Origin of the sequence: Streptomyces sp. NPDC001508 (genome assembly GCF_040298665.1) — a bacterium.
In the GTDB taxonomy this organism is placed as follows: domain Bacteria; phylum Actinomycetota; class Actinomycetes; order Streptomycetales; family Streptomycetaceae; genus Streptomyces.
Genome location: NZ_JBEPAP010000014.1, coordinates 32,670 through 57,515 on the forward strand (window position 1 = coordinate 32,670; position 24,846 = coordinate 57,515).

Here is a 24,846-nt window from a genome sequence, read left to right on the forward strand (position 1 = left end):
CGGTGGGTACCGGATCCGGCCGTCGGGCGGGGAGCAGCCCTACCACAGCCGTCCCGTCGACGCGCTCAGCCCGCGCGGAATCACCAGACGGGACCTCACCATCGCCGTGGAGGAAGCGGGCCGGGCGGTCGTTCCATTGTCAGGGTGCGCTGCCGGGCCGGCTTCTGCGCGCGCCTCCTCGGGTTGCTCCTTCCCGAGACGTTCAGACGGGTCGTTCGGGAGTTCGCCGAAGTAGTCGGCGAGGCCGGAGCGGCCGGGTATCGAGAGCTTGCGGTAGACCGCGCTCAGATGGAGTTCGACGGTCCGCTGTGCGACGAACAGGCTCGCCGCGATCTCACGGTTGGTGCGTTTGGACACGGCCAGCAGCGCGACCCTGCGCTCGGTGGGGGTCAGCGCGTCGATGCCCACCTCGGTCGGGCGGCGCGGCCGGGCGCCGGACACCAGCAATTCCTCGCGGACGGTCTGCGCCAGCTTCGTCGCGCCGCAGATCTCGGCCAGCGACAGCGACCGGCGCAGATACTCGCGGGCGTCCTGGAGGCGGTGGGAGCGCCTGGCCAGGATGCCCAGATCGGCCAGTACCCGGGCGAGATCGAGCCGGGCCGGTGAGGACTCCAGGACCTGCGCGGCATCACCCAGCATGGCTTCCCCCTTGCGGCCTTTGGCCAGCAGACCGGCCGCCCGCAGCGCGCGCCCGATGGCCCGGGGAGCACCCCAGCGGCGGGCCCTGGAAAGCTCGGTGTCGATGAGCCGGCGTGCCTCCTGACGGTCGCCCAGCTCCGCGTAGGCCAGTGCCGCATCGGAACGCCAGGTCAGCACCGCCGGGTTGACGGTGCCCGACTTCGCCAGCTGCGCGCCGCACTCCATGAGATCGGCCAGGCTGCCCTCGACGTCGTCGTCGGCCATCCGCAGCTGCGCACGGTGGAAGAGGAGCGGGCCGAAGCTGCTGCGGTCGGGCATCTGATGTTCCAGCCCGGCCCGTGCGAGGAGGCGGTGCGCCTCCTCGAACTGTGCGGTCTCGACCAGTGCGCCGACCCCCGCTGCCATGGCCTGGCCGGTGCACACCCAGTACTCGAAGGAGGACAGCGGCATCAGCTTCAGGGCGCAGTACGCGTCCTCCAGCGCTTTGGGGACGTTGCCGATCCGGATGTGGACCTCGGCGCGCATGCTGTGCGCCAGCGCACCGAGGGTCCGGGAGCGGGCGCCCTTGGCCTGCTCGACGAGCGCATCGGACTCGCTGAGGGCACTGTCCAGCTCATCGGCTGTGGTGAGCACTTGGATGGGTACGGTGCGGGCGGCCAGCCGCTCGTTGAGGCCGGTGTAGGGTCTGCGCAGCGACCGTTCGGCTTGCTGGACCGCTTCCTCCCGGGCCTCGCCGCGGCAGCAGGCCAGCATGCTGGCCAGGTCCAGCCGGAGCCGATGGTCGAGCGGGTCGACGGATCCGGCCGAGACGGTCTCCGGCCCGCGGCCGAGGGAGTCTTGGCCGGTCTCTCTGCCGGCCAGGACTCCCAGCACGAACTGCTCGCCCCACAGCCTTGGTCCGCCCGTGGGGTCGCTGCTGCTGCTCTCCGCGAGACCCTTCTCCAGGATTTCCTTGGCCTCGTGCGGCTGGTCCAGAATGTAGAGGCAGTGGATCAGGTCGATCTGGATGTCGATGCGCTCGGCCGGGTCGGGACTGAGGGCCAACGCCTTGCGCAAGTATTCGGCCGCGGTCGCCGGATCCGTGGAGAGTTCGATCTGGCCGAGGACCCGCAGAAGCTTGCCCTGGCACCGGCCCTCGCATTCCTCCAGGCCGCGGATCAGATAGTCCCGTGCCACCTCGTATGCGCCGCGGCCCACGGCCTCCCGGGCGGCCTCGCTCAGCACGCTGCACGTCCAGTGCTCGGCCGCGTCGTTGTAGCTGCGCAGGATCTGCGTAGCGATCTGTTCGTGCGGTGCGCCGGTCTCGTACAGCACATGGGCCGCCCGGATATGCAGGGCGTTGCGGCGGCTCGGCGGCAGCCGGGCCAGTACCGAGGCGCACACCATGGGCTGGGTGAAGCGGACGGTGTCGGCGTCCTGGGCCAGGAGTCCGGCCCGCCCGAGGGACGCGACGGTGTCGGCCACCTCCAGCTCTTCACTGCCGGTCAGTCTGGCGATGGCAGCGACGGAGGCGGCGCCGCCGAGCACCGCGGTGGCTTCCGCCGTTGTCTCCGCGCCGGGCCAGGCGCGCTCGTAGCGGTTCAAAAGGGTCTCGGCCACTTCCACCGGCCCTTGGGACGCGATGTCCTGGGGGGTGATGTCGCACGGGCGCAGATTGTTCAGCCGCAGTGCGCGGAAGAGGGCGTTGAGGAGGTAGGGGCTGCCACCGGTGGCGTCGACGGCGGCTTCGAGAGTCTCCGGCTTCGCGGGGGCGCCGAGCGTATCGGTGGAGAGGAGGGCTGCCTCGTCGGTGGTCAGCCCGGCCAGCACCACCCTGTGCTGGAACCCCGAAAGTACCTCGGTCATCAGGGAGTTGGCCGGTGCCTCGCCGAGCGCGAGAGTGGCCACCAGAGCGACCGAAGCGCTCTCCAGCCGCGCCATCAGATAGCCGAGGCAGCGTAGTGAGGACAGGTCCATCCACTGCAGGTCGTCGATGGCCAGCAGGACCGGCACGTCATTGGCCAGCACCCGCATCAGCGGGTGCAGGTCGGCGTCGGCCGACGTCAGGTCCTCGTTGGGAAAGGGGCAGGAAAGTCTGCCGGGCCGGCCTGGTGGCCCGTCGGTTCCCCGGGTGTCGCCGAGCTTCGCCATGAGCTGGTGGGCGACGCCGTACTCCACATTCTGCTCCGAGGCGCGGGCACGCGCGGTGAGGACGCGAAGGCCGAATCCGGGCGCGGCTTTCCCGACGGCACGCAGCATGCTGCTGCGGCCCATACCCACGGCGGCCTCGATAAGTAAACTCTGGCCCTCTCCGTCCCTGGCCCTGGATAAGAAATCCAACATTTCCCCCGCGTGTCATAGGCGATAATGCGGTGCAAGGATATCGAGATGAATTTCTTCGCTCAAGATAAGTCAGGCACGCCTTGCGGTCAAGGAGGTTTTGCACACTCCGTCAGGCGTCACGCCGCCCGCCTTGGTCTATCTGCGCCCAGTCTTCCGTCTGACCTTTCCGCTACGCGTCGTCCGTCGCACTCGAACCCCGCCCATCGCACGGGAAAGTTATGCAATGTAGTGATATGTGAGACTTAAGGGCCCGGGTACATCGCCTATCACTTCGGTACCAGGGGCATAATCTCTCGGTGTCCCTGCGGGGCTCCCGTGGAGACCGGTGCATGCCTCCGGGAAATGGTGGGGGTGTCCGCAAAAGCAGCTGTTAATCAATGTTACGTGAATTTGGAGCCGACAGCTGAATGGCTACTTTCATCCGGGCGGATCACCCACCCTTCCGGCTTTCAAGGAGTCACTATGTCAGAGGCTTCGGTGGAGAAGAATATTCCGCAGTACGATCTCATAGGTGCGGCATATGAGGCGTCAAAGCAGCTGCCGCTGACCCGGTTCGTGGAGCGGCCGAGCGTCCTGCGGCTCATGGGTGACCTCCGCGGACAACGTGTCCTGGATCTGGCGTGCGGCAGCGGGGTCTACACGAGGGCCGCGCGGCGACTTGGTGCCGAACACGTGGTGGGGGCGGACATCTCCGCCGAGATGGTGGCGGTGGCCGAGCGGCTGGAGGCGGCCGACCCGCTCGGCATCACCTACCGGGTCGCGGACGCCGCGGAACTCCCCGCGCTCGGTACCTTCGACACAGTCCTCGCCATCTATCTGCTCAATTACGCCGATTCCCCGGACACCATGCTGAAGATGGCTCACGCCGTCGCGCGCCAACTCCGTCCCAAAGGCGCCTTCCGCGCGCTGACCGCACGGCCGGACCTGGACCTCAACGGGCCGGACCTGGCCAAATACGGCTTCACCTTCGCACACGAGCGCACACTCCCGCGCGGCAGCCAGATCCGTGTCACGGCGGGTACCCGTCCGCCGTTCGACTTCCGCGCCTATCTGCTGCACGCATCGGTCTACGAGGATGCCTTCGCGGCCGCCGGCTTCGAGGACTTCCGCTGGGCATCCACCGAACTCGCGGTCGAGGGGGTCTTCGAGTTCGGCTGGCCCTACTGGCAGAGCTACTTCGCCAATCCGCCGTGGGTCTCGTTCAGTTGCCGCCGGGCCGCCGACGCATGACCACGGGGGGATGATGGAGTTCCTGCTGCCGCGCCACTGGGACGAAGCCCTCGCCATGATGGCGGCACGGCCCACCACCGTGCCGGTCGCGGGAGGCACGGAGGTGATGGTCCGGCTGAACGCGGGTGACGCACCCCCCGACGTGGTGTTGGACCTCTCTTTGCTGGGAGCCGCGGCCACCTGGCGGCGGCAAGAAGGGACGGTCCGGCTCGGCGCGACTTTGACGTACACACAGCTGGCCGACGAGCTGAGCGGTCTGCTGCCCGGCGTCGCCGAGGCCGCCGCGGCGGTTGGCTCCCGGCAGATCCGCAACCGCGGCACCCTTGGCGGCGGCCTGGGCGCCGCCTGGCCTGCGGGAGATGCCCACCCGATACTGCTCGCCTGCCGGGCGGAGATCGAGCTGGACTCGGTGCGCGGCACCCGGCGGGTGCCGGCCAGGGACTTTTACACCGGGCCCGGTCGTACGGTCCGGGAACCGGACGAACTCATCTCCGCCGTCGTGCTGCCGGTGGCCGACGGGCCGCAGAGCTTCGCGTGGGTGGGCCGGCGCGCCGCCGTGACCCTCTCCACGGCCTCGTTCGCGATGGCGCTGTGGCCCGCGCGGCAAGGGGTGGGCACCGGCATGGGCGGGGTCGCCGACCGCCCCCTTCCGGCCCTGGCCGCCGAGGAGTTCCTGGCCGGCGTGCTGGCGGACCGCGAGGCATGGCGGTCCGGGGCCCCGCTCCCGCCGGACGTACTGCGGCGGTTCGGCGAACTGGCCGCGCAGGACACCGCACCCGTGGACGACGTCCGGGCCAGTGCCGCCTACCGGCGGCATGCCGTGGAGGTCCTGGCCCGACGGACCCTCGCCCGGACATGGGAGAACTACAGGACGGAATGGCGATCATGCGCATGACCCTGACCGTGAACGGCGAGCGGCACGTACTCGACGACGTGCGGGAGACTGAGAGCCTGCTGTACGTGCTGCGCGAACGGATCGGCCTGCCGGGCACGAAGAACGCGTGCGAACAGGGCAGATGCGGCTCCTGTTCGGTGCAACTGGACGGACTGCTCTGCTGTTCCTGCCTGGTGCCGGCGGCCCAGGTGCACGACCGGCCCGTGCGCACCGTCGAGGGCTTGTCCCCGCCCGGCTGTCAGGAGGAACCGCACCCCCTGCCGCGGGCCTTCCTCGACGCGGGAGCCGTGCAGTGCGGGTTCTGCACCCCCGGCATGCTGATGGCCACCGAGGATCTGTTGAGCCGGAGCCCGGACCCCGACGAGGCCGAGGTGCGGGCCGCGCTCGCCGGGAACCTGTGCCGTTGCAGCGGCTACCAGCACATCGTTGACGCAGTGCTGCTCGCCGCCGCCCGGCTGAAGGCCCCCGCCCCCGAGGCCGGCCGGTGACCGCCGCCGTGCCGGCCCGGTACCCCCATCAGGAGACGGTCGTCTCCGGAGGCGTGATCGGGGACAGCACGCCGCGGCCGGACGGCCCGGCGAAGACCGACGGCACCTTCACCTACTCCTCCGACCTGTGGGCCGAGAACATGCTGTGGGGGGCCACCACCCGCAGCCCCCATCCGCACGCCCGCATCCTGCGCATCGACACCCGCGAGGCACGTGCCCTTCCCGGTGTGCACGCGGTACTCACCCATCAGGACGTCCCGGGGCGGGCGCTGCACGGCTCGATGGTGGCGGACCAGCCGGTGCTCGCAGTGGACACCGTGCGCTACCAGGGTGAGGCCGTCGCCGTGGTGGCCGCGGACCACCGCGAGACCGCCCGCCGGGCCGCAGCGCTGGTCCGCGTCGACTACGACGTCCTGTCGCCGCTCACCGACGCCGAGGCTGCCCTCGCCCCGGACGCCGAACGGGTGCATCCGGACGGCAATCTGGTCCGGCATGTGCGGCTGCGCCGGGGCGACGCGCAGCACGGCACGCTGCCGCCCGCCGAGGTGGTGGTGTGTGGCGAGTACCAGGTAGGCATGCAGGACCAGGCCTTCCTGAGCCCGGAGTCGGGGATGGCGGTGCCCGCCGATGACGGGGGCGTCGACCTCTATGTCGCCACTCAGTGGATCCACATCGACCATGAACAGGTCGTGGCCTGCCTCGGGCTGCCGCACGACAAGGTCCGGCTCCGACTGGCCGGCGTGGGCGGCGCGTTCGGCGCACGTGAGGACCTCTCCATGCATGTGCACGCCAGCATGCTGGCGCTGCGCACCGGGCGCCCGGTGAAGATGTGCTACTCCCGTGAGGAGTCCTTCTTCGGCCATGTGCACCGGCATCCGGCGACGATGCGCTACGAGCACGGAGCCACCCGGGAGGGGAAGCTGGTCTACGTCAAGGCATCCATTGTGCTGGACGGCGGCGCGTACTCCTCCAGTTCGACGGCGGTGGCCGGCACCGTGGCCACCTGCAGCGTGGGCCCGTACGAGGTGCCGCACGTCGAGGTGGACGTGCGGGCGGTCTACACCCACAACCCGCCTTGCGGTGCGATGCGCGGCTTCGGTGCCGTACAGACCTGTTACGGCTATGAGTCGCAGATGGACCGGCTCGCCCGCGAACTGGACCTGGATCCGGTGGAGTTGCGCCTGCGCAACGCCATGGCGCAGGGCTCCGTCGTGGCTACGGGGCAGGTGCTCGACCATCCCGCGCCGGTCGCCGAACTGCTGCACCGGGTCAGGGCCATGCCGCTGCCGGAGCCGGCCGCCCCCGAGGACGGCGCGGGCACCACCGGGGGCCCGCGCACCGTGCGGGGCGTGGGCTACGCCGTCGGCCTCAAGAACGTCGGTTTCGTCGAGGGCTTCGACGACTACTCCACCGCCCGGGTACGGGTCGAGGTCCACGAGGGCACCCCGCGGGCCACGGTCACCACCGCGGCAGCCGAGGTCGGGCAGGGGCTGGTCACCGTGCAGGCGCAGATCGTCGCCGAGGAGCTGGCACTGGACGAGGTGGTGGTGGAACAGGGCGACAGTAGCTTCGGCGACGCGGGCCCCTCGTCCTCTGCCCGCCAGAGCTATGTCACCGGCGGCGCCGTCAAGGCCGCGGCCGAGGCGGTACGCGCCCGGATATGCGAGCGAGCGGACCGGCTCGTCGGGGTGAAGGGCGCCGCGGCGGGGCTGGCCCGGGGCGCGGTGGTCGACACCGGCGGGCGAGTGCTGGCCAAACTCACCGAGGTACTGGGCGAGGCGGCGGTGGAGGAATCGGCGGAGTTCCACCACCGGCCGACCCGGCCGCTGGATCCCCGGACCGGCCAGGGCGACTCCGTCTTTCAGTTCGCCTTCGCCGCGCACCGGGCGGTCGTGGAGGTGGACCGGGAACTCGGCCTGGTGCGGGTGGTGGCACTGGACAGCACGCAGGACGTCGGCCGGGCGCTGAACCCGCGGGCCCTGCGTGGGCAGATCCACGGCGGCAGCTGCCAGGGACTCGGCCTCGCCCTGATGGAGGAGATCCAGCTGGCTGACGGAAAAATCACCAATCCCTCCTTCACCGACTACCTCATCCCGACGATGGCCGACATGCCCCGGATGCGGGTGGACATCCTGGAGCTGCCCGACCCGCATGCCCCCTACGGGCTGCGCGGAGTGGGCGAGATGCCGCACGTCACCTCGCCGGCCGCCGTCGCGGCCGCCGTCCGCGACGCCACCGGGCGTGAGCTGCCCCGGATCCCCATCCGTCCCGAGGACATCCTCGGTATCGCATCCGGACCCGCAGGGGGCCCCGGCCCCGGTCACAGGAAAGGCATCCGGCATGACTGAAGGTTTCGAGGCCCAGCAGTACGACGCGATCGGCGCGCACTGGAAGAACGCCAGGGAACTGCCCACTGTGTACCCGGAGCGGGAGAGCTTCCTGCGGCTGCTGGGCGATGTCAGCGGATCCCGGGTGCTGGACCTGGCCTGCGGTGACGGCTTCTACACCCGCCAGATCAAGCAGCTGGGTGCGGAGCGGGCCGTGGGGGTGGACATCTCCCCGGCGATGATCGAGGCGGCCCGCGCGGCCGAACGGCAGGCGCCGCTGGGCGCCGAGTACCTGGTCGCCGACGCCGGGGATCCGGACCTGTCGGAGCTGGGCCGCTTCGACCTGGTCACCGCCGGTTACCTGGTGAACTACGCCAAGGACGCCGAGGAGCTGACGGACATGTGCCGCGGCGCCCGGAGCCTGCTGGGCAGGGGCGGGCGATTCATCGGTGTCACCCAGCACCCACGGTTCTCCTTCGACGGCCCCCGTCCGGACCCGTACGGCTTTGTCTTCGACCGGCAGCGGGTCACGCCGTTCGGCACATACATACAGGTCACGGCCGCACTGCAGCCACCGATCAGCTTCGAGACCTGTCTGATCCGGCCCGAGGTGTACGCACATGCCTTCGCGGCGGCCGGCTTCAGTGAGCTGCGCTGGGTCGAGATGACCGTGGGAAAGGACGCCATGCGCCGCTTCGGCGATGACTTCTGGCAGGACTTCCTGGCGAACCCGCCGATCGTGCTCTTCGAAGCCCGGAGCTGAGGTGTCGGCTACCGCGCTCGTCTGCGCAGACGGGGAATCGAGGCGCCCCTTGCCCAGCCGGACGACCAGCGGGCCAAGCGCCGGCGCAAGGGCGGGCCGGCGGACGTCCGCCGGCCTTCGACCACACGCAGTACCGCCGCCGCAGTGCCGTCGAGCGGTGCGTGAGCGAGTGGGCTTCACCATGATCAAGCACCACGAGTGTCAACAACGCTCGTGATCAATACGCCTAGCCCACGTCGGCCAGGGCTGCCGGTGCGAGCCCCTCCAGCAGCTCACGCAGCTCGGCGATGGCCTCCGGCCGCACCGAGTAGCAGATCTGCACACCACGGCGCCGTGTGCTCACCACACCGGCCTCGCGCAGCACCTTCAGATGCTGGCTGATGGTCGGCTGTGACACGGCGAACAGCTCGGTGAAGTCGCAGGCGCAGGTCTCCGGTTGAACGGCCAGCGCACGCACGATGCCCAGCCGCACGGGATGGCCGAGAGCCTTCAGCATTGCGGCACTTGACTGGTTGGTGGTCACGCTTGACAGCGTATCAAGGAATCTCTATATAGTGGTTTCACTGTATAGGGAATCTCCTATATGAGCGGGGCGGGCTAAAAGCGCCCCATAGCCATCGCGCAGCCGCGCTGTACAGGTTTGGAGAGCTCATGAGCGAGTCCGCTCGCACGAGCGCCCAAGAAGAGGGCATCTGGTCCCCCCGATATCGGTCCCTCACCATCGGGCTGATCCTCTCGGTCACTTTGGTGGCGTTCCTCTGGCTGGGCGTCGCGACGGTGCTCCCCTCGGCGGCTGAGGACCTCGATGGGCTGGGCTTGTTCGGCTGGGCTTTCACCGCGTTCATGCTGGCCAATATCTTCGGCACCGTTCTCGCCGGCCAGGGGGCGGACCGGACGGGGCCGACCCGTCCCTACCTCCAGTCATTCCTCTATTTCATCGTCGGCTGTGTGGTCTCCGCCATCGCGACCAACTGGTCTGTGTTCCTGCTCGGCAGGACGCTTCAGGGAGCCGGTGTCGGCGGGGTGCTGGCCCTCGCCTATCTGACCGTGGGCCGCGCCTACCCGGACAAGCTGCGCGCCCGGATGCTCGCGCTGGTGGCCTCCGCCTGGACGCTGCCCGCGCTGCTCGGGCCGGCCGTCGCCGCCGCCATCGCCGAGGCCAGCAACTGGCGGGTGGTCTTCATCGTCCTGGTGCCGCTGGTGCCCTTCGGCGTGGTGCTGACCCTGCCCGCACTGCGCAAGCTGGGACCGCCCGAGGTCTCGGCCCCCGACAAGAGCCGTATTCCCTTCACCCTGCTCCTGGTGGTGGGCGCGGGCGCCGTGCTGGCCGGGCTGGAGGAGCACAATCTGGCGCTCACCCTGCCGCTCGTGGCGGTGGGTGCCGCACTGGCGCTGCCGATGCTGCGCAAGCTGTTGCCGCCCGGCACGCTCGCCGTTAGGCGCGGTATGCCGGCCGGCATGATCGTGCGCGGACTCGTCAGCACCGCCTACTACGGTGCCGAGTCCTTCTTCCCGCTGAGCATGACCCAAGTCCTGGGGCTGAGCACCCTGGAGTCCGGACTGGCGCTCTCCGCGGGAGCGCTCACCTGGGTCAGCGGTGCCTGGATCCAGGCCAAGCTGGACACCCGCAGTGGCGGCAAGGGGCGGCACAGCCGCGTCGTCGCCGGCTTCGTGCTGCTGCTGGCCGGTGACGCGCTGATCGCCGTCTCCATCGGCACCGAGCTGCAGAGTGTGGCGCTCGCCGTCATCGGCTGGGCCATCGCCGGCTTCGGGATGGGGCTTGTGTACCCCGCCGTCACCACCATCGTCCTGGCGCTGGCCCCCAAGGGCCAAGAGGGCGCGGCCAGTTCCAACCTCCAGCTGTCCGAGACCCTGTCCGTCGCCGTGATGACAGGCCTGGGCACCGCCGTCAGCGCCTTGGGCGCCGCCCAGGGCTGGGCGCAGCACAGCGCCCTTGGCATCGTCTTCACCATCACCGCGCTGGCGGCCCTGCTGGGCATCGGTGCGGGGCTTCGGACCGTGGTGCGGGAGGCCCCGGAAGCCGATCCGGCTGACGAGGACACCACCACCGAGACCGATCCGCTTCGCAAGGGAGCGGGACGGACCGCCTGACCGGGGACACCCCGCGGCAAGCCGTGCCGCATCCGTCACGCCGCCCGTCGGCCCCTGGAGGTCCGCCAAGGGCCTTACACCGCTGGATACGAACGACGCCGCCGACCGCACCGCACCGGGCCGCCACCCTCGCGCTTCAGGGTGGCGGCCCGGTGCGGTGCCGAGGCACCCAACGGTTCCGCGGCAAGACCGACTCTGGTGCGGCGAGGCCCTTTCGGTGGGGACTCGGCAGGCACCGGAAAATGCTTCGGGCATGTATCGGTGCGTACCGCATGTCCGTTGCGGGCCGCGTTGTGAAGACTCTTGCTGGTCCGGAAGCAACGCATACAGGTGGCTCGTCAACCTGGAGGATCAGTGACCGACGCACTCAAAGGCGAGAACACGTCATCGCGCACCGCGGAGGCGGACCCGGTTCACGACGGTGCAAGCGTCAGAGTACGGGTGGAAGTACCTCTGCGCTTGGCCGACGGCACCGCCCTGAACGCGCACATGGTTTCGTTCCGAGGTCTCAGCGACGGGCTGGAGCATCTGGCGCTCACCTTCGACCCGATAGCCGACACCCCACTGGTCAGGGTCCACTCGGAGTGCCTGACGGGCGATGTCTTCGGCTCTGCCCGGTGTGACTGCGGCCCGCAGCTGACGGAGTCGCTGAAAATGCTGTCCGTGTCCGGCGGCATCCTGTTGTACCTCCGGCAGGAGGGCCGGGGTATCGGCCTGTACAACAAGCTCGATGCCTACAGCGTCCAGGACCGCCTGGGCCTGGACACCTTTGCCGCCAACCGGCATCTGAATTTCTCCGACGACCTCCGGGACTACCGGGCAGCAGCCCAGATGCTGCGCGTGCTGGGCACGTCCCAGGTGTGCCTGCTCAGCAACAACCCGGACAAGACCGAGCAGTTGCGGCGCTACGGCATCGACGTCGTGGATCAGGTCCCCACCGGGGCGTTCCTCAACGAATGCAACCTTCGCTACCTCCGAGCGAAGGTGGAGCTGCACGGCCACCGCATCGAGATCACGCAGGAGATCGCATGATTCAGCACCGGGGCCCCATCAGCGGAATAGCCGCTTGGCAGGACCGCTACGTGGCAACCGCCGGTTACGACAACCAAGTCATCTGCTGGGACCAGAAGACCGGGGAGTCGATTTCCCGTTCCTTGCACGACCATCTGGTCAACCAGTGCGCCTTCTCGCCGGACGGCCGGTTTCTGCTCACCTCCTCCAGCGACTACACGGCGCGGATGTGGACCGTACCGGAGCTGCGGCTGGTCGCCGTGTTCGACGGCCAGGAGGACGACGTCGAGATGTCGGTGTTCCACCCGGCCAAGGAGCTGATCGCGACCGCGTCCCGGGACCACCGGGTGCGGGTCTACGACTTCGGCGGGCGGCTGACGCATACCTTCACCGGGCACACCGCGGACGTCATCTCCGTCGAGTGGAGCCGTGGCGCGGACGAGCTGATCTCCTCCAGCGACGACGGCACCATCAAGCACTGGTCCCTGGAGACCGGCGGGCTGCTGGCGGACCTCGACATGGAGGGCGTGGAGACCGACACCATCGCGATCTCCTCCAGCGGCACCATCTTCGCCGGCAACGACGAGGGCCAGATCATCGTGGTGGGCGCGGACGGCCGAGAGGTGCTGCCCGCACACGACGCCGGCATCAAACGGCTGGTTCTCGACGACGCGCGGAACCTGCTGGTCAGCCTCAGCTACGACCGCACCATGCGGCTGTGGAACGTCGCTTCACGGCGGCCCGAGCCGATGGGCACCACCGCACTGCCTGACGACGTCTGGCCGCGCTCCTGCGCCTTCGCCGCCGGCTCCCGGCTGGTCTTCGCGACATTTGGCGCCACCTATCGCCGTTACGACTACGAGCAGCGCGTCTGGGACACCGCCACGGTCCCCAGCACCGGCGGCATCAACGCCGTCCTGCCCCGGCCGGCCGCGCCGAGCCTCACCGTGGGGGACGCGGGCATCGTGCGCAGCGACGGCGCCGTGGTCGCCGAGACGGGCAGCCTGTGCAACTTCCTGGCGCCGCTGGGCAATCTGGTACTGACCGGCGGCCAGTTGGGCAAGGTGTTCGACGCGCTGACCGGCAACGAGCTGTACCAGCACCGCTCTCCGCTGAACTGCGCGGCGGCCTTCGAGCACGACGGCGCCCGGCACGCGGTCGTCGGCGCGTACACCGGCGAGGGCGTGGTGCTGCGGCTGACCGGCGACGGCCGGGCCGAGCACGTCCGGGACCTGCCCCTGCACACCAACGCGGTAAAGGGCGTCGCCGTCTCCGGCGACTTCCTCTTCTCCGTCGCAGCGGACGCCTCGGCCACCTGGTACCGCGTCTCGACGCTGGAGAAGGTCGCCACCCTCGACCATGCCCATAACAAGATCGCCAACGGCTGCGCGGGGCTCGGCGAGGGCTGGTTCGCCAGTGTCAGCCGCGACCTGAAGCTGCGGCTGTGGGACCCCGAACGCAACGCCCACGAGTTGTCGACGCCGCATACGCACTCCATCAAGTGCGTCGCGGCCTCGGACGACGGGAGGCTGATCGCCACCGGCAGCTACAACGGCCGGGTCGCGATCTACGACCGTACGACCGCCTCGTGGAGCGCGGTGACCCGCCCCACGGCTGCCGGGATCTCCTCTCTCGCCTATGACGCGGAGCAGAAGCTGTTCCTCGCCGCGTCCTACGACGGGCAGGTCTACCCGCTCGCCGGCTGACCGCCACGACCGGCTGTCCGGGAAGCGGGGTCGGTGCCCGCCTTCCCGGCCGGCCCATGTCCGCGTCCCCGCCGTGGCTCCAGCCAGTGGGCTCCATCCTCGTGACAGCACACCGGAGGCAATCGTGACCGGCAGTACGCCGCCCGCCGTCATGGCCAACCCCAACACCTTGTCCGACCGCGAGGCGATGGGACTTCCCCCTTCCTTCGTCTCCCGTGGTCCGTACTGGGCCCTGCGCAACCATCAGGACCTCTTGGCGAAGACCCCGAAAGAGCTGGTCGCCCTGGCCGAGGACCCCCGGCAGGAGTTCGCCACCCGCTGTGCGGCCGGCACCGTCCTGGGACTGGTCGGGGACCCCCGGGTGCAGCCGTACGACCCGCCGATGGCCGAAGTACCGGCGGCATGCGTCTCGTTGGGGCTGGCGCCCGAATCGGTGGACGCCGTCGTCGGGCAGTGGCGGCATGCCGGGGTCGAGCGGGAGTGGATCGCCAAGGAGTGCCCGGTTCACGAAGTGCGCCTGGCCGCGTTCCGGATCGCCCTGCACCCCGTCACCAACGCCGAGTACCGGCTGTTCCTGGAAGACACCTCCAGCACCTGGCTGCCCTCCTCCTGGCAGTTCGGTGCCTATCCCGCACCGCTGTCCAACCACCCGGTGTGGACCGTCCCCGCCGAGGCCGCGGACGCCTACGCCGCCTGGCTGGCCGCTGCGACCGGGCGCCGGTTCCGGCTGCCGACCGAGGCCGAGTGGGAGTACGCGGCGTCCGGCGGCGACGGCCGCGCCTACCCCTGGGGGGAATCGTTCCGGCCGCTGTGCGCGAACACCGTCGAGGGCGGGCCGCTGACCACGGTGCCGATCGGCGTCCATCCCGCGGGACGCTCCCCGTTCGGGGTGCACGACATGGCCGGAAACGTGGAGGAGTACGTCGCGGACGACTACCAGGCCTACCCCGGAGGCGACCCGGTCGACGACGATCTCGCCCGCACCCGCGGAACCTACCGGGTGGCCCGCGGCGGCAGTTTCACCCGCTTCGGCGACCTCGCCCGCTGCCGCCGCCGGCACGGCTGGTACGAACGGGACATCTACGCCATGGGTTTCCGCCTCGCGGAGACGATATGAGCGCCGGGGAGGCGCAGCCCCCCGCTGTCACGCCCGCCGAACACGACGCCATGGCGCGTGCCGTGCGTCTCGCCGCCACCGCCCTGGGGCACACCAGCCCCAACCCGGTGGTGGGGTGTGTGCTGCTCGCCCGCGACGGCAGCCCGGTGGGCGAGGGATACCACCGGGGAGCTGGGCAGCCGCATGCGGAGGTGGAGGCCCTGCGCGCCGCCGGCGCGCGGGCGCGCGGCGCGACCGCGGTGGTCACGCTGGAACCCTGCGCGCACCAGGGCCGCACCGGCCCGTGCGCCGAGGCACTGCTCCACGCCGGGGTGGCCCGGGTCGTCTATGCCGTGGACGACCCGACACCGCAGGCGGGCGGCGGCGCGGCGCGGTTGCGGGCCGCCGGCGTGCAGGTGGTCGGCGGGGTGCTGCGCGAGGAGGCCGAGCGCGGCAACGAGCTGTGGCTGACCGCGGCCCGGCATGGCCGGCCGTGCGTCACCTGGAAGTTCGCCGGCACGCTCGACGGCCGGACGGCCGCGGCGGACGGCACCTCACGGTGGATCACCGGCAGCGCGGCCCGCGCGGACGGCCATGTGCTGCGGGCCACGCACGACGCGGTACTGGTCGGCTCGGGAACGCTGCGCAGCGACGACCCGCACCTGGGGCTGCGGCACGGGGTCACCGGCCGGCCGCCGCTACGGGTGGTGCTGGACCGGACCGGCGGCATCCGGCGGGAGGCCCGGGTCCTCGACGACGCGGCGCCGACGGTCGTCGTGGTCGCCGAGGGCGCCCGGCTGCCCCTGCTGCCGCATGGCCATGAGGTGCTTGCCCTGCCGTGTGACGCGCAGGGCATCGATGTCGCGGAGCTGATGGCCGAGCTCTACCGGCGCGGACTGCGCTCGGTGCTGCTGGAAGGCGGTGCCAAACTGGCCGCCGCGTTCGCCCGGCGCGGCCTGCTCGACCGCACCGTCGCCTACCTGGCGCCCATGTTCCTCGGTGCGGGCGGCCGCGCCGTCCTGGACGACTTCGGCGCGATGAGCCTGGCGCAGGGGCTGCGGTTCCGGTTCGGTGAGATGCACCAGCTCGGGGACGACATGCGGCTGGTGCTGCGCACCGCACCGCAGCCAGCGGCGGAGGCGCGATGACCGGCCGGTGGAGCGCCGGCCGGGAGCGGCCTCGGGTCGCTGTGGTCTTCCACAGCCGCCGGGGCACGATGCGCAGGCTTGCCGTCGCCGCCGCCGAGGGGGCCCGCGCCCGCGGGGCACAGGTGCGGCTGCTGCGGGTCGCGGACACCGCCGAGGACCCGCTGGAGCCGGGGATGACCGCCTCCTTCGCGCTGGAGGAAGAGGTGGCCACGCCCGATGACCTGCTCTGGGCGGACGGGCTGGTGCTGGCGACGCCCACCTACTTCGGGAATGTCTCCGCGCCGTTCAAGTGCTTCCTCGACTCCACGGCCCGGCTGTGGGCCCAGGGCCTGCTGGCGGACCGGGTGGTGACCGCGATGACCTCCGCCGAGTGCACTTACGGCGGCCGCGAGGCCACTTTGCTGAGCCTGTACCAGAGCGTCTACCACTGGGGCTCCTGGGTGCTCGGCGCGGATCTCGGGGACACGGAGCACACCGGCACCAGCGGCAATCCCTACGGCCTGTCCGCCGCCTACCGGCGGGGCAGTGAGGTCGGGCCGCCCGAGATACGGGCCGCGTGGGCGCAGGGGCGGCGGCTGGCCGGATTCGCCGCGCGCGGACCGCGCTGCCACCCACCCGCCGTACCGGACACGACGCGCCGTCCCACCCGGGTGACGGTGGTGCACCACGCGGACGGCGGCGCCGTCCGGACCCTGGCCCAGGAATGCGCCGCGGGCGCCCGGGAGTCCGGGGCTGAAGTCCGGCTGCGGCGTGTGCGGGACGCCGGCCCGGGCAACGGGCCGGCGCCGGGCGGGCCATGGGGTGCTCCCCGGGCCCAGGTGGTCACCGCCGAGGACCTGGCGTGGGCCGACGCGGTGGTGTTCGGTGCCGCGGCGCGGCTCGGCACGCTGGCCGCACCGCTGCTGGACTTCGCGCAGCGGCTCGAACCGGTGGTCGGCGGCGGCCCGTTGGCGGGGAAGGCGGCGAGCGCCTTCGCCGTCACGCCGCGCCCGCACACGGGGAGCGAGTCGGCGTTGCTGGCGTTCCACCAGGTGCTGTTCCACTGCGGCGCCGTGGTCGCACCCCCCGGGTACACCGACTCCGCGGTGTTCGCAGCGGGCGGGAACCCGTACGGCTGCGCGTACGCCCTGTCGGACGGCGCCGTCCCGAGCCCGCAGGTGCTGGCCGCCGTCCGCCACCAGGGAGGCCGGGCCGCGGTGGTCGGGCACTGGCTGCGTCGACAGCCGGAGCGGCAGGCGGGCCGCTCGCCGTACGGGGCGGCCGGCGCGCATTTCGAGGGCCACAGGGGAAGGGCAGTGATGTGAGCGTTCAGCAGTACGACGAGATCGGCGAGGCATACGAGGGGTTCAAGACCCTTCCGATGGCCCGGTACGTGGAGGTGCCCAGTTTCTTGGACATGCTGGGCCCGCTCACCGGCGGTAGTGTGCTGGACCTCGCCTGCGGCACCGGTTTCTACACCCGGCAGATCGAACGGCTGGGCGCCGCGCACGTTCTGGGCGTCGACATCTCCGGCGAGATGATCGCCGCCGCCCGGAGCATCGAGGCACGGCGTCCGTCGGGCATCCGTTACGAGGTCCGGGACGCCGCCGAACTGGACTTCCCGGAGCCCGCGTTCGACGTGGCGACCGCGGTCTATCTGCTCAACTACGCCGATGACGAGGAGGGCATGGCCCGGATGTGTTGCGCTGTCCACGGCAGCCTGAAGGACGGCGGGAGATTCTACGCCCTGACCCAGAATCCCGCGTTCCGCTTCGATGGCCCCTCGACCGACCCCTACGGATTCCGCTACGAACAGGTGGGCGCGACGCCGATGGGCCCCCGGGTGCACATCACGGCACTGCTCGACCCGCCGATCGGCTTCGACACGAACTGCCCGCCACAAAAGACGTACGAGCGCGTTCTGCACGCCGCCGGGTTCCGGAACGTGGAATGGGTTCCGCTCCAGGTGCCGGAGGCATCGAAGGCGGCGTTCACCGACGGCTTCTGGGACGATTTCCTGGCCAACCCGCCGCTGATCATGCTGCGTTGCCGCAAAGAGCCGGCCGGATCCCGGCAGGAGGAGACAGCGCCAGGCGCATTGCCGTGACCGTTCGCTCGCCTCGATGCCGACCGGGGACAGATCCACCTCATCCCGCTGCGCTGCTTTGGCGATCAGGCCCTCCAGGAGGGCCCCTCGAAGACCCCGGCGTCACGCCACTGCCGGAAGCGGTTGGGGACGGTCGACCAGGCACCGGACTCCGCCGGCATCTCCCGCCGCTGCCCGCCCGTCCTGAACCGCCACAGGTCTGCCGCTGGGCGAACCCCGTCGCCCGGCAGCAGCCTCCTCTCATGGCCGCTTTCGCCCTCCGGCCGTCAGCAGGACGTAGCCGACGAGCGAGGCTCCCAGCCCCACGGCCCACCCGTAGTCGGCGAGCGGCTTGAGGAAGGGGACGATGCCGTCGGTCGGAAACGGTCCTGCCTTGTTCCCCTTCTCGTCCAGCGTGGAGTACGAGCCACCGACCGCCAGCACACCGCCGACCGCGAAGGCGACGACGGCCCGCCAGTTCCAGCCGCCCGAGTACCAGTACCGCCCGCCTTCCAGATACAGGTCGGCGAGGTGCAGCACGGTCCGCCGGATGATCCAGTAGTCCGCGATGAGAATGCCCGCCACCGTGCCGAGCAGTCCGCCCACCACACCCAGCCACGTGAAGATGTACAGCTCGGGCGTGGAGGTCAGCTTCCACGGCATCACCAGGACGCCCACGATGCCCGTGATGATCGCGCCCGTACGGAAGTTGATGATCTTCGGGGCGAGGTTCGCGAGATCATACGCGGGTGAGACCACGTTCGCCGCGATGTTCACGCTGATCGTCGCCACGAAGACGGTGATGAGGGCGAAGAGCAGACCGAAGACGTTGTCGGTCTTGCCGGCCAGCTCGACCGGGTCCCAGATCGCCACCCCGTAGACCTTCTCCGAACCGGCCGTCACCAGGACCGACATCAGCGCGAAGAGTGTCATGGTGGTCGGCAGGCCGAGGGTCTGGCCCCAGACCTGTGCCCGCTGGCCCTTTCCGAAGCGGGTGAAGTCCGGGATGTTGAGACTGAGGGTGGACCAGAAGCCGATCATGCCCATCAGGCCCGGGAAGAAGACCTTCCAGAAGTCCGCGCCCCAGCCGACCTTCGACGGCTCGTGCAGCAGCGGACCGAAACCGCCCGCCTTGTTCGCGATCCAGACCAGGAGCACCACCGCGCCGACGAGGACGAACGGCGCCGCCCAGTTCTCGAACCGGCGCAGGGTGTCCATTCCCCGGTAGATGATGGCCAGTTCGAGCACCCAGAAGATCACGAAGCAGAGCCACAGGGTCCACGGGTAGCCGCCGGTCTTCGCGGCGTCCGTCCAGCCGCCGAAGATCTTCCCCAGGAGGATGAAGATGCCCTGGCCGCCGATCCACGTCTGGATGCCGAACCAGCAGCAGGCCACCGCCGCCCGCACCATCGCGGGCAGGTTCGCGCCGCGGACACCGAAGGAGGCACGGGCCAGTACCGGGAAGGGTATGCCGTACTTGGGTCCCGCGTGGCCGGTGAGCAGCATCGGGAGCAGCACGATCACGTTGGCGAGCGCGATCGTGAGGACGGCCTGTCTCCAGTCCATGCCCAGGGCCACCAGTCCCGAAGCGAGCGTCCAGGACGGGATGCAGTGGGCCATGCCGATCCACAGGGCCACGAAGTTGTAGGTGGTCCAGCGGCGTTCGGCGAGGGGGACGGGGCGCAGGTCGTCGTTGGCGTAGCGGCTGCCGGCCGGGTAGGCGTCGCCGGCCAGCTCGATGGCCGGGTCGGGTATGCGGGGTGGGGCGGTGTCGGTCATGGGCAGCAGTCCGTTCTAGGGAGGGGAACGAGGGACGGCGACGGTGCGGATGCCGTGAACTGCCGTGCTGTGCTGATGAGTTGCCGTCGGGGCTAAGCCGTGGGTCATGCGTTCACCACCGGGATCACCTCCCGGCCGTACTGTTCGATCACCTTCTCCTTCGCGTCGTGCATCGCGTACACCGCGAACTGGTCGACACCCAGCTCGCGCAGCGCACGCAGCTTTTCGACATGCGCGGAGGCCGGGCCGATCAGACAGAAGCGGTCGACGATCTCGTCCGGCACGAACGCCGTGTCCGGGTTTCCCGAGCGGCCGTGGTGCGCGTAGTCGTAGCCCTCACGCGCCTTGATGTACTCGGTCAGCTCGTCCGGCACCATTCCCGAGTGGGCGCCGTACTTGGCGACCAGGTCGGCGACGTGGTTGCCGACCATGCCACCGAACCAGCGGCACTGCTCGCGCGCGTGGGCGAGGGCCTCGGGCGAGTCGTCCGCGGTGACATAGGCGGGGGCCGCGACGCAGATGGTCACCTCGGCGGGGTCGCGCCCGGCGGCGACGGCCGCGTCCTTCACGGCCTTGACCATGTGCTCGGTGAGGTAGAGGTCGGCGAGCTGGAGGATGAATCCGTCGGCCTCCTCACCGGTCATCTTCAGGGCCTTGGGGCCGTACGCGGCCATCCAGACCGGGAGTTCGGCGCCCGGTCTGATCCAGGGGAACCTGACGACGGTGCCGCCGCCGAGGTCGGCCTGCTCGCCACGGCCCAGCGCCCGGATAACCTTCATGGCGTCGCTGATCCGCGCCAGTGTGTTGGGCTTGCGGCCCGCCACCCGCATCGCCGAGTCGCCGCGGCCGATGCCGCACACGGTGCGATTGCCGAACATGTCGTTGAGGGTGGCGAACGTGGAGGCGGTGACCTCCCAGGTGCGGGTACCCGGGTTGGTGACCATCGGACCCACGGTCAACGTGTCCGTGGCGGACAGGATCTGACTGTAGATCACGAACGGTTCCTGCCAGAGCACGGCGGAGTCGAAGGTCCAGCCGTGGCTGAACCCGTTGCGCTCGGCCCGCTGCATCAGGCTGATGACGCGGGAGGCCGGCGGGTCGGTCTGCAGAACGAGCCCGAAGTCCATGGGCGCCACTCCTCGTTCGATTAGTTGAGGTACTGACAGGTGGAGCGCGGGGTGTAGACGCCGTGGCCGGCGCGTCCGGTGTACTCCCGCTCGGTGATGACGGCCTCGCCGCGCGAGAGCACGGTCTCGACCCGGCCGGTGACGCGCTTGCCCTCGTAGGCCGAGTAGTCGACGTTCATGTGGTGGGTCGTCGCGGACAGCACCTGCTCGGCGTGCGGGTCGTAGACGACGACATCGGCGTCGGCGCCGGGCGCGATGGTGCCCTTCTTCGGGTACAGGCCGAACATCCGCGCCGGGGTGGCGCAGGCGATCTCGATCCAGCGGCGGCGGGAGACATGTCCGTCGACGACGGCCTGGTGCAGCAGGTCCATGCGGTTCTCGACGCCGGGCAGGCCGTTGGGGATCTTCGAGAAGTCGCCCCGGCCCAGCTCCTTCTGGCCGGCGAAGCAGAAGGGGCAGTGGTCGGTGGAGACGACCTGGAGGTCGTTGGTGCGCAGTCCCCTCCACAGCGCCGCCTGGTGCTCCCGGGGGCGCAGCGGGGTGGAGCAGACGTACTTGGCGCCCTCGAAGTCGGGTTCGGCGAGGTTGTCGGTCGACAGGAACAGATACTGCGGGCAGGTCTCGCCGAAGACGTTCAGGCCCTGGTCGCGGGCCCTGGTCAGTTCGGCGACCGCCTCCTGCGCTGAGACGTGCACGACGTACAGCGGCGCCCCGGCGACCTGGGCGAGCCGGATGGCTCGGTGGGTGGCCTCGGCCTCCAGCAGGGCTTTGCGGACCTCGCCGTGGTAGCGGGGGTCGCTCTCGCCGCGGGCGAGGGCCTGCTCGACCAGGACGTCGATCGCGATGCCGTTCTCGGCGTGCATCATGATCAGCCCGCCGTTGTCGGCGGCACGCTGCATGGCGCGCAGGATCTGGCCGTCGTCGCTGTAGAAGACACCCGGGTAGGCCATGAACTGTTTGAAGGAGGTCACGCCCTCCTCCACCAGCAGATCCATCTCCTTCAGCGTCTCCGGGTTCACCTCGGAGACGATCATGTGGAAGCCGTAGTCGACGGCGCAGTTGCCCTCGGCCTTGGCGTGCCAGGCGTCCAGGCCCTCGCGCAGCGAGTGGCCGACGCTCTGGACGGCGAAGTCCACGATCGTCGTCGTGCCGCCCCAGGCGGCGGCCCGGGTGCCGGTCTCGAAGGTGTCCGAGGCGGAGGTGCCGCCGAACGGCATCTCCATGTGGGTGTGGGCGTCGACCCCGCCCGGGATGACGTACTTGCCGGTGGCGTCGATGCTCCGGTCGGCGGTGAAGGCCCCGGCCGCCTCGGTGCCGGAGGCCGCGAGGGCGGCGATGCGGCCGTCCTCGATCAGGACGTCGGCGTGGATCTCGTCGGACGCGGTGACGACGAGTCCACCGCGGATGACGGTACGGCCGGTCATGGGTCCACTCCCTCGCTGGTCATGTGCGGATTCGATGGGGCCGCCCGCGCCCGCGCGGCGGCGGCCGCACGGCGGACACGGCCCCGCGTCGCTCGGGGGCGCGTCCGTGCGAGCGGCGCGATCACGGAGCCGTCAGCGGACCGTAGGCGCCCGGGGCGCGGTCGCGGTAGAACTGCCAGCGGTCGCGGACCTCGCGCAGCTTGGCCAGGTCCAGGTCGCGCACGACGAGTTCGGTCTCCTTGTCGCTCGCCACCTCGCCGACGAACTGGGCCTCCGGGTCGACGAAGTACGTCGTCCCGTAGAAGTCGTTGGCGCCGAGGTCCTCGACGCCGACCCGGTTGATCGCGCCCACGAAGTACTCGTTGGCCACCGCCGCGGCCGGCTGCTCCAGCTGCCACAGATAGCGGGACAGGCCGCGCGAGGTGGCCGACGGATTGAAGACGATCTCGGCGCCGGCGAGGCCCAGCGCCCGCCAGCCCTCCGGGAAGTGCCGGTCGTAGCAGATGTAGACGCCGATCCGGCCGGCGGCCGTCTCGAAGACGGGCCAGCCGCTGTTCCCGGGGCGGAAGTAGAACTTCTCCCAGAAGCCCTCGACCTGCGGGATGTGGGTCTTGCGGTACTTGCCGAGGTAGGAGCCGTCCGCGTCGATCACGGCCGCGGTGTTGTAGAGGACACCGGGCTGCTCCTCCTCGTACATGGGCAGGACGAGGACGATGCCGCACTCCTGTGCCAGGGCCTGGAAGCGGCGCACGGTGGGGCCCTCGGGGATCTGCTCGGCGTACTCGTAGAACGCCTTGTCCTGGACCTGGCAGAAGTACGGTCCGTAGAACAGCTCCTGAAAGCACAGGACGCGGGCGCCCTGCGCGGCCGCGTCGCGGACCGCCTGCTCGTGGACCTGGATCATCGACTCCTTGTCGCCGGTCCAGGCGGTCTGGAAGAGGGCGGCACGGATCACTTGGCTCATCGGGACCTCCGGTCGCTCGGTGTCCGGTGAGCCTAGGAAGTCCTCGGATGCGGATTGAGTGGCAGTGTGTCACGTCTGCGGGGGTGTGGCGTGCCACCGTGTCACATCGGCTCGGGGCCATGTTTCACCGCCGTTTTCACAGGTCATTTCATGTTTCAGCCCTGTTGCGCGTCATGCGCGAGCAGCGCGATGTGTACCGAGGCCGCCTGTTCGAAGTCATCGAGGTCGACACCCAGCCGGGCCTGTATCGCCTCCAGCCGGCGGTAGAGCGCGGGCCGGGAGACATGGTGCAGCTGGGCGGTGCGGGACTTGTTGCGGCCGGTGGCGAGATAGGTCCGCAGCACGTTCAGCAGGTCCTGGTCGGTGCCGCACAGCAGCCCGTCCAGCTCCCGCTCAGCGAAGGACTGGACGTGCGGGTCGTCGCGCAGGAGCCGGATCAGGCCGCGCAGATGGACGTCCCTGAGCCGGACGACGCAGGGCAGGTCGAGGGCGGCCGAGGAGTCGGCGACGGCGTCGGCGACGCGCTGGGCCTCGTGCAGTCCGGCGGGCACCTCGTCCCAGACGGTCCGCGGCCCGGCCGCGGCGACCACGCTCCGGGTCCGGCCGGACTCGGAGCGCAGCCGGGCCGCGAAGTGCGCGGTGAGCGCCTGCGCGTCCTGGTCACGGGCGAGGCTCAGCAGCACCGCGGTGGCCCCGTCGGCGAGTTCGGCGACGAGTCCGGCGAGGCCCAGCATCCGCAGCACCCGGTCGAGCCCGGCGGGCGCGACATCGCGCACCACCAGGGGGACGAAGGTCCGCCGGTTGACGGGCAGCCCGGCCGCCCGCGCCCGCGGCAGCAGCTGCCGGGCGGGTACCACCCCGGAGACCAGGTCGGTCAGCAGGCTCTGCGCGGACTGCTCCTCCCAGGAGTGGGCCGAGCCGCCGCCGAGCATGCGGTGCAGCACCAGGGCCTCGGCGGCCCGGCCGGCGAGCAGCAGGCCGGCGGCCGTGCCGCCGCGGTAGCCGCACAGCATGAGCTGTCCCCAGCGCTCCCCGCGTCCGCCCAGTTCGGCCCGGATCCAGCCGTCGCCCTCGCTGCCGCCCGCCTGCCGTGCGATGCGCTCCCAGTCGCGCAGTACGTCGTCCACGGCCGGCCGCTCCCCCGCCGTGGCCAGCACCCGGTGGGCGAGGTTGGTGACGACGACGGGGCAGGCGCTGTGCGCGGCGACCTCGTCGAGCAGGCTCTGCAGCGGCGCGCCCGCGGTGATCAGGGCGGTCAGCGCCGTCCGTACCGCCTCCGAGAGGCTGACGGCGGCGAACTTGCGCCGCACCAGCCGGGACTGCACCTCCTCGGTCAGTTCGGCGAAGGGGAACGGCCGGTGCAGCACGACCAGGGGCAGCCCGCACCGCTCGGCGGCCCGGCGCATCACGTCCGGCGGCGCCGGGAACGCCCGGCCGAGGCCGAGCACGACGGCCGCGGCCTCCGCGCGGTGCAGCGACCTGATGTACTCGGCCTGCTTGTCCTCGTCGCCGGCGAGCAGCACCCCGGTGGTGAGCACCATCTCCCCGCCGGTGAGCATCACTCCGACGTCGGCGGCTTCGGCCACATGCACCCAGCGCACCGGCCGGTCGAGTTGGGCGGCGCCGGCCACCACCTCGGGCTCCCCGGCCAGCACCCGTTCCAGGGCGAGGACCTGACGGACCGACAGCAGGGGTTCCAGGGGCTCCAAGGCGGTGGTCATGGCATGCTCCCCTTCCTTCTCTCTTGCGT

General features: G+C 70.6%; 20 protein-coding genes. 12 read left to right on the forward strand and 8 right to left on the reverse strand.

Translation table 11 applies throughout. From position 1 onward, the window contains the following. Window positions 1-39 precede the first annotated feature (39 nt). Entirely contained in the window at window positions 40-2,961 is a 2,922-nt protein-coding gene (locus ABT245_RS15725; RefSeq protein WP_351733760.1) for a helix-turn-helix transcriptional regulator, read from the reverse strand. 462 nt (window positions 2,962-3,423) lie between these two features. Here ABT245_RS15725 and ABT245_RS15730 point away from each other — a divergent pair, with 462 nt between their 5' ends. The 5 genes from ABT245_RS15730 to ABT245_RS15750 are packed head-to-tail and all read left to right on the forward strand — an operon-like array spanning window position 3,424 to window position 8,664. Next, window positions 3,424-4,191, forward strand: coding sequence for a class I SAM-dependent methyltransferase (locus ABT245_RS15730; protein ID WP_351733762.1), 768 nt, complete (start codon window positions 3,424-3,426; stop codon window positions 4,189-4,191). A gap of 13 nt (window positions 4,192-4,204) precedes the next feature. Beyond that, window positions 4,205-5,086, forward strand: a complete 882-nt coding sequence (locus ABT245_RS15735; RefSeq protein WP_502982133.1) for an FAD binding domain-containing protein — start codon at window positions 4,205-4,207, stop codon at window positions 5,084-5,086. After that, entirely contained in the window at window positions 5,077-5,574 is a 498-nt protein-coding gene (locus ABT245_RS15740; protein ID WP_351733766.1) for a (2Fe-2S)-binding protein, read from the forward strand. Before ABT245_RS15735 ends, ABT245_RS15740 begins: the two co-directional genes overlap by 10 nt. Continuing rightward, window positions 5,571-7,922: a xanthine dehydrogenase family protein molybdopterin-binding subunit gene (locus ABT245_RS15745; RefSeq protein WP_351733768.1), complete on the forward strand. Its 2,352-nt coding sequence runs from the start codon at window positions 5,571-5,573 to the stop codon at window positions 7,920-7,922. The genes ABT245_RS15740 and ABT245_RS15745 overlap by 4 nt, the downstream gene beginning before the upstream one ends. Further along, a complete protein-coding gene (locus tag ABT245_RS15750; protein ID WP_351733770.1) occupies window positions 7,915-8,664 on the forward strand; it encodes a class I SAM-dependent methyltransferase in 750 nt (249 codons plus the stop codon). The genes ABT245_RS15745 and ABT245_RS15750 overlap by 8 nt, the downstream gene beginning before the upstream one ends. A 226-nt stretch (window positions 8,665-8,890) precedes the next feature. On the opposite strand, the gene ABT245_RS15755 is transcribed toward ABT245_RS15750, so the two are convergent. Further along, on the reverse strand, window positions 8,891-9,187 hold the full coding sequence (locus ABT245_RS15755; RefSeq protein WP_351733772.1) for an ArsR/SmtB family transcription factor: 297 nt from the start codon (window positions 9,185-9,187) through the stop codon (window positions 8,891-8,893). A 128-nt stretch (window positions 9,188-9,315) separates the two neighbouring features. Between ABT245_RS15755 and ABT245_RS15760 the strand changes: the two genes are divergently transcribed. The 7 genes from ABT245_RS15760 to ABT245_RS15790 all read left to right on the forward strand — a co-directional run bounded on the left by ABT245_RS15760 (window position 9,316) and on the right by ABT245_RS15790 (window position 17,823). After that, window positions 9,316-10,776, forward strand: a complete 1,461-nt coding sequence (locus ABT245_RS15760; RefSeq protein ID WP_351733774.1) for an MFS transporter — start codon at window positions 9,316-9,318, stop codon at window positions 10,774-10,776. A gap of 459 nt (window positions 10,777-11,235) precedes the next feature. Then, window positions 11,236-11,808, forward strand: coding sequence for a GTP cyclohydrolase II (locus ABT245_RS15765; RefSeq protein WP_351733776.1), 573 nt, complete (start codon window positions 11,236-11,238; stop codon window positions 11,806-11,808). Then, the gene (locus tag ABT245_RS15770; RefSeq protein ID WP_351733778.1) at window positions 11,805-13,493 is read left to right on the forward strand and encodes a WD40 repeat domain-containing protein; all 1,689 of its coding nucleotides are present in this window, start codon (window positions 11,805-11,807) and stop codon (window positions 13,491-13,493) included. The genes ABT245_RS15765 and ABT245_RS15770 overlap by 4 nt, the downstream gene beginning before the upstream one ends. Before the next feature lie 124 nt (window positions 13,494-13,617). Beyond that, on the forward strand, window positions 13,618-14,610 hold the full coding sequence (locus tag ABT245_RS15775) for a formylglycine-generating enzyme family protein (RefSeq protein WP_351733780.1): 993 nt from the start codon (window positions 13,618-13,620) through the stop codon (window positions 14,608-14,610). Next, window positions 14,607-15,737: a bifunctional diaminohydroxyphosphoribosylaminopyrimidine deaminase/5-amino-6-(5-phosphoribosylamino)uracil reductase RibD gene (gene ribD, locus ABT245_RS15780; protein ID WP_351733782.1), complete on the forward strand. Its 1,131-nt coding sequence runs from the start codon at window positions 14,607-14,609 to the stop codon at window positions 15,735-15,737. The genes ABT245_RS15775 and ribD overlap by 4 nt, the downstream gene beginning before the upstream one ends. Continuing rightward, entirely contained in the window at window positions 15,734-17,041 is a 1,308-nt protein-coding gene (locus tag ABT245_RS15785) for a flavodoxin family protein (protein WP_351733784.1), read from the forward strand. The genes ribD and ABT245_RS15785 overlap by 4 nt, the downstream gene beginning before the upstream one ends. Continuing rightward, the gene (locus ABT245_RS15790) at window positions 17,038-17,823 is read left to right on the forward strand and encodes a class I SAM-dependent methyltransferase (RefSeq protein ID WP_351733786.1); all 786 of its coding nucleotides are present in this window, start codon (window positions 17,038-17,040) and stop codon (window positions 17,821-17,823) included. The genes ABT245_RS15785 and ABT245_RS15790 overlap by 4 nt, the downstream gene beginning before the upstream one ends. A gap of 65 nt (window positions 17,824-17,888) precedes the next feature. On the opposite strand, the gene ABT245_RS15795 is transcribed toward ABT245_RS15790, so the two are convergent. From ABT245_RS15795 to ABT245_RS15820, 6 genes are all read right to left on the reverse strand, one after another. After that, window positions 17,889-18,056 carry a transposase gene (locus tag ABT245_RS15795; protein ID WP_502982134.1) on the reverse strand — a complete coding sequence of 56 codons (168 nt, stop codon included), beginning with the start codon at window positions 18,054-18,056 and terminating at the stop codon, window positions 17,889-17,891. 7 nt (window positions 18,057-18,063) lie between these two features. After that, on the reverse strand, window positions 18,064-19,581 hold the full coding sequence (locus tag ABT245_RS15800; protein WP_351733788.1) for an NCS1 family nucleobase:cation symporter-1: 1,518 nt from the start codon (window positions 19,579-19,581) through the stop codon (window positions 18,064-18,066). 104 nt (window positions 19,582-19,685) lie between these two features. Continuing rightward, complete coding sequence (locus ABT245_RS15805; RefSeq protein WP_351733789.1) at window positions 19,686-20,708, reverse strand: TIGR03842 family LLM class F420-dependent oxidoreductase; 1,023 nt, start codon at window positions 20,706-20,708, stop codon at window positions 19,686-19,688. A 20-nt stretch (window positions 20,709-20,728) separates the two neighbouring features. Then, window positions 20,729-22,132 (reverse strand): dihydropyrimidinase, encoded by a 1,404-nt coding sequence (gene hydA, locus ABT245_RS15810; protein WP_351733791.1) that lies wholly within the window; start codon window positions 22,130-22,132, stop codon window positions 20,729-20,731. Window positions 22,133-22,253: 121 nt separating this feature from the next. Further along, window positions 22,254-23,096, reverse strand: a complete 843-nt coding sequence (locus ABT245_RS15815; RefSeq protein ID WP_351733793.1) for a nitrilase-related carbon-nitrogen hydrolase — start codon at window positions 23,094-23,096, stop codon at window positions 22,254-22,256. Window positions 23,097-23,251: 155 nt separating this feature from the next. Beyond that, complete coding sequence (locus ABT245_RS15820; RefSeq protein WP_351733795.1) at window positions 23,252-24,817, reverse strand: PucR family transcriptional regulator; 1,566 nt, start codon at window positions 24,815-24,817, stop codon at window positions 23,252-23,254. Between the last annotated feature and the right edge of the window lie 29 nt (window positions 24,818-24,846).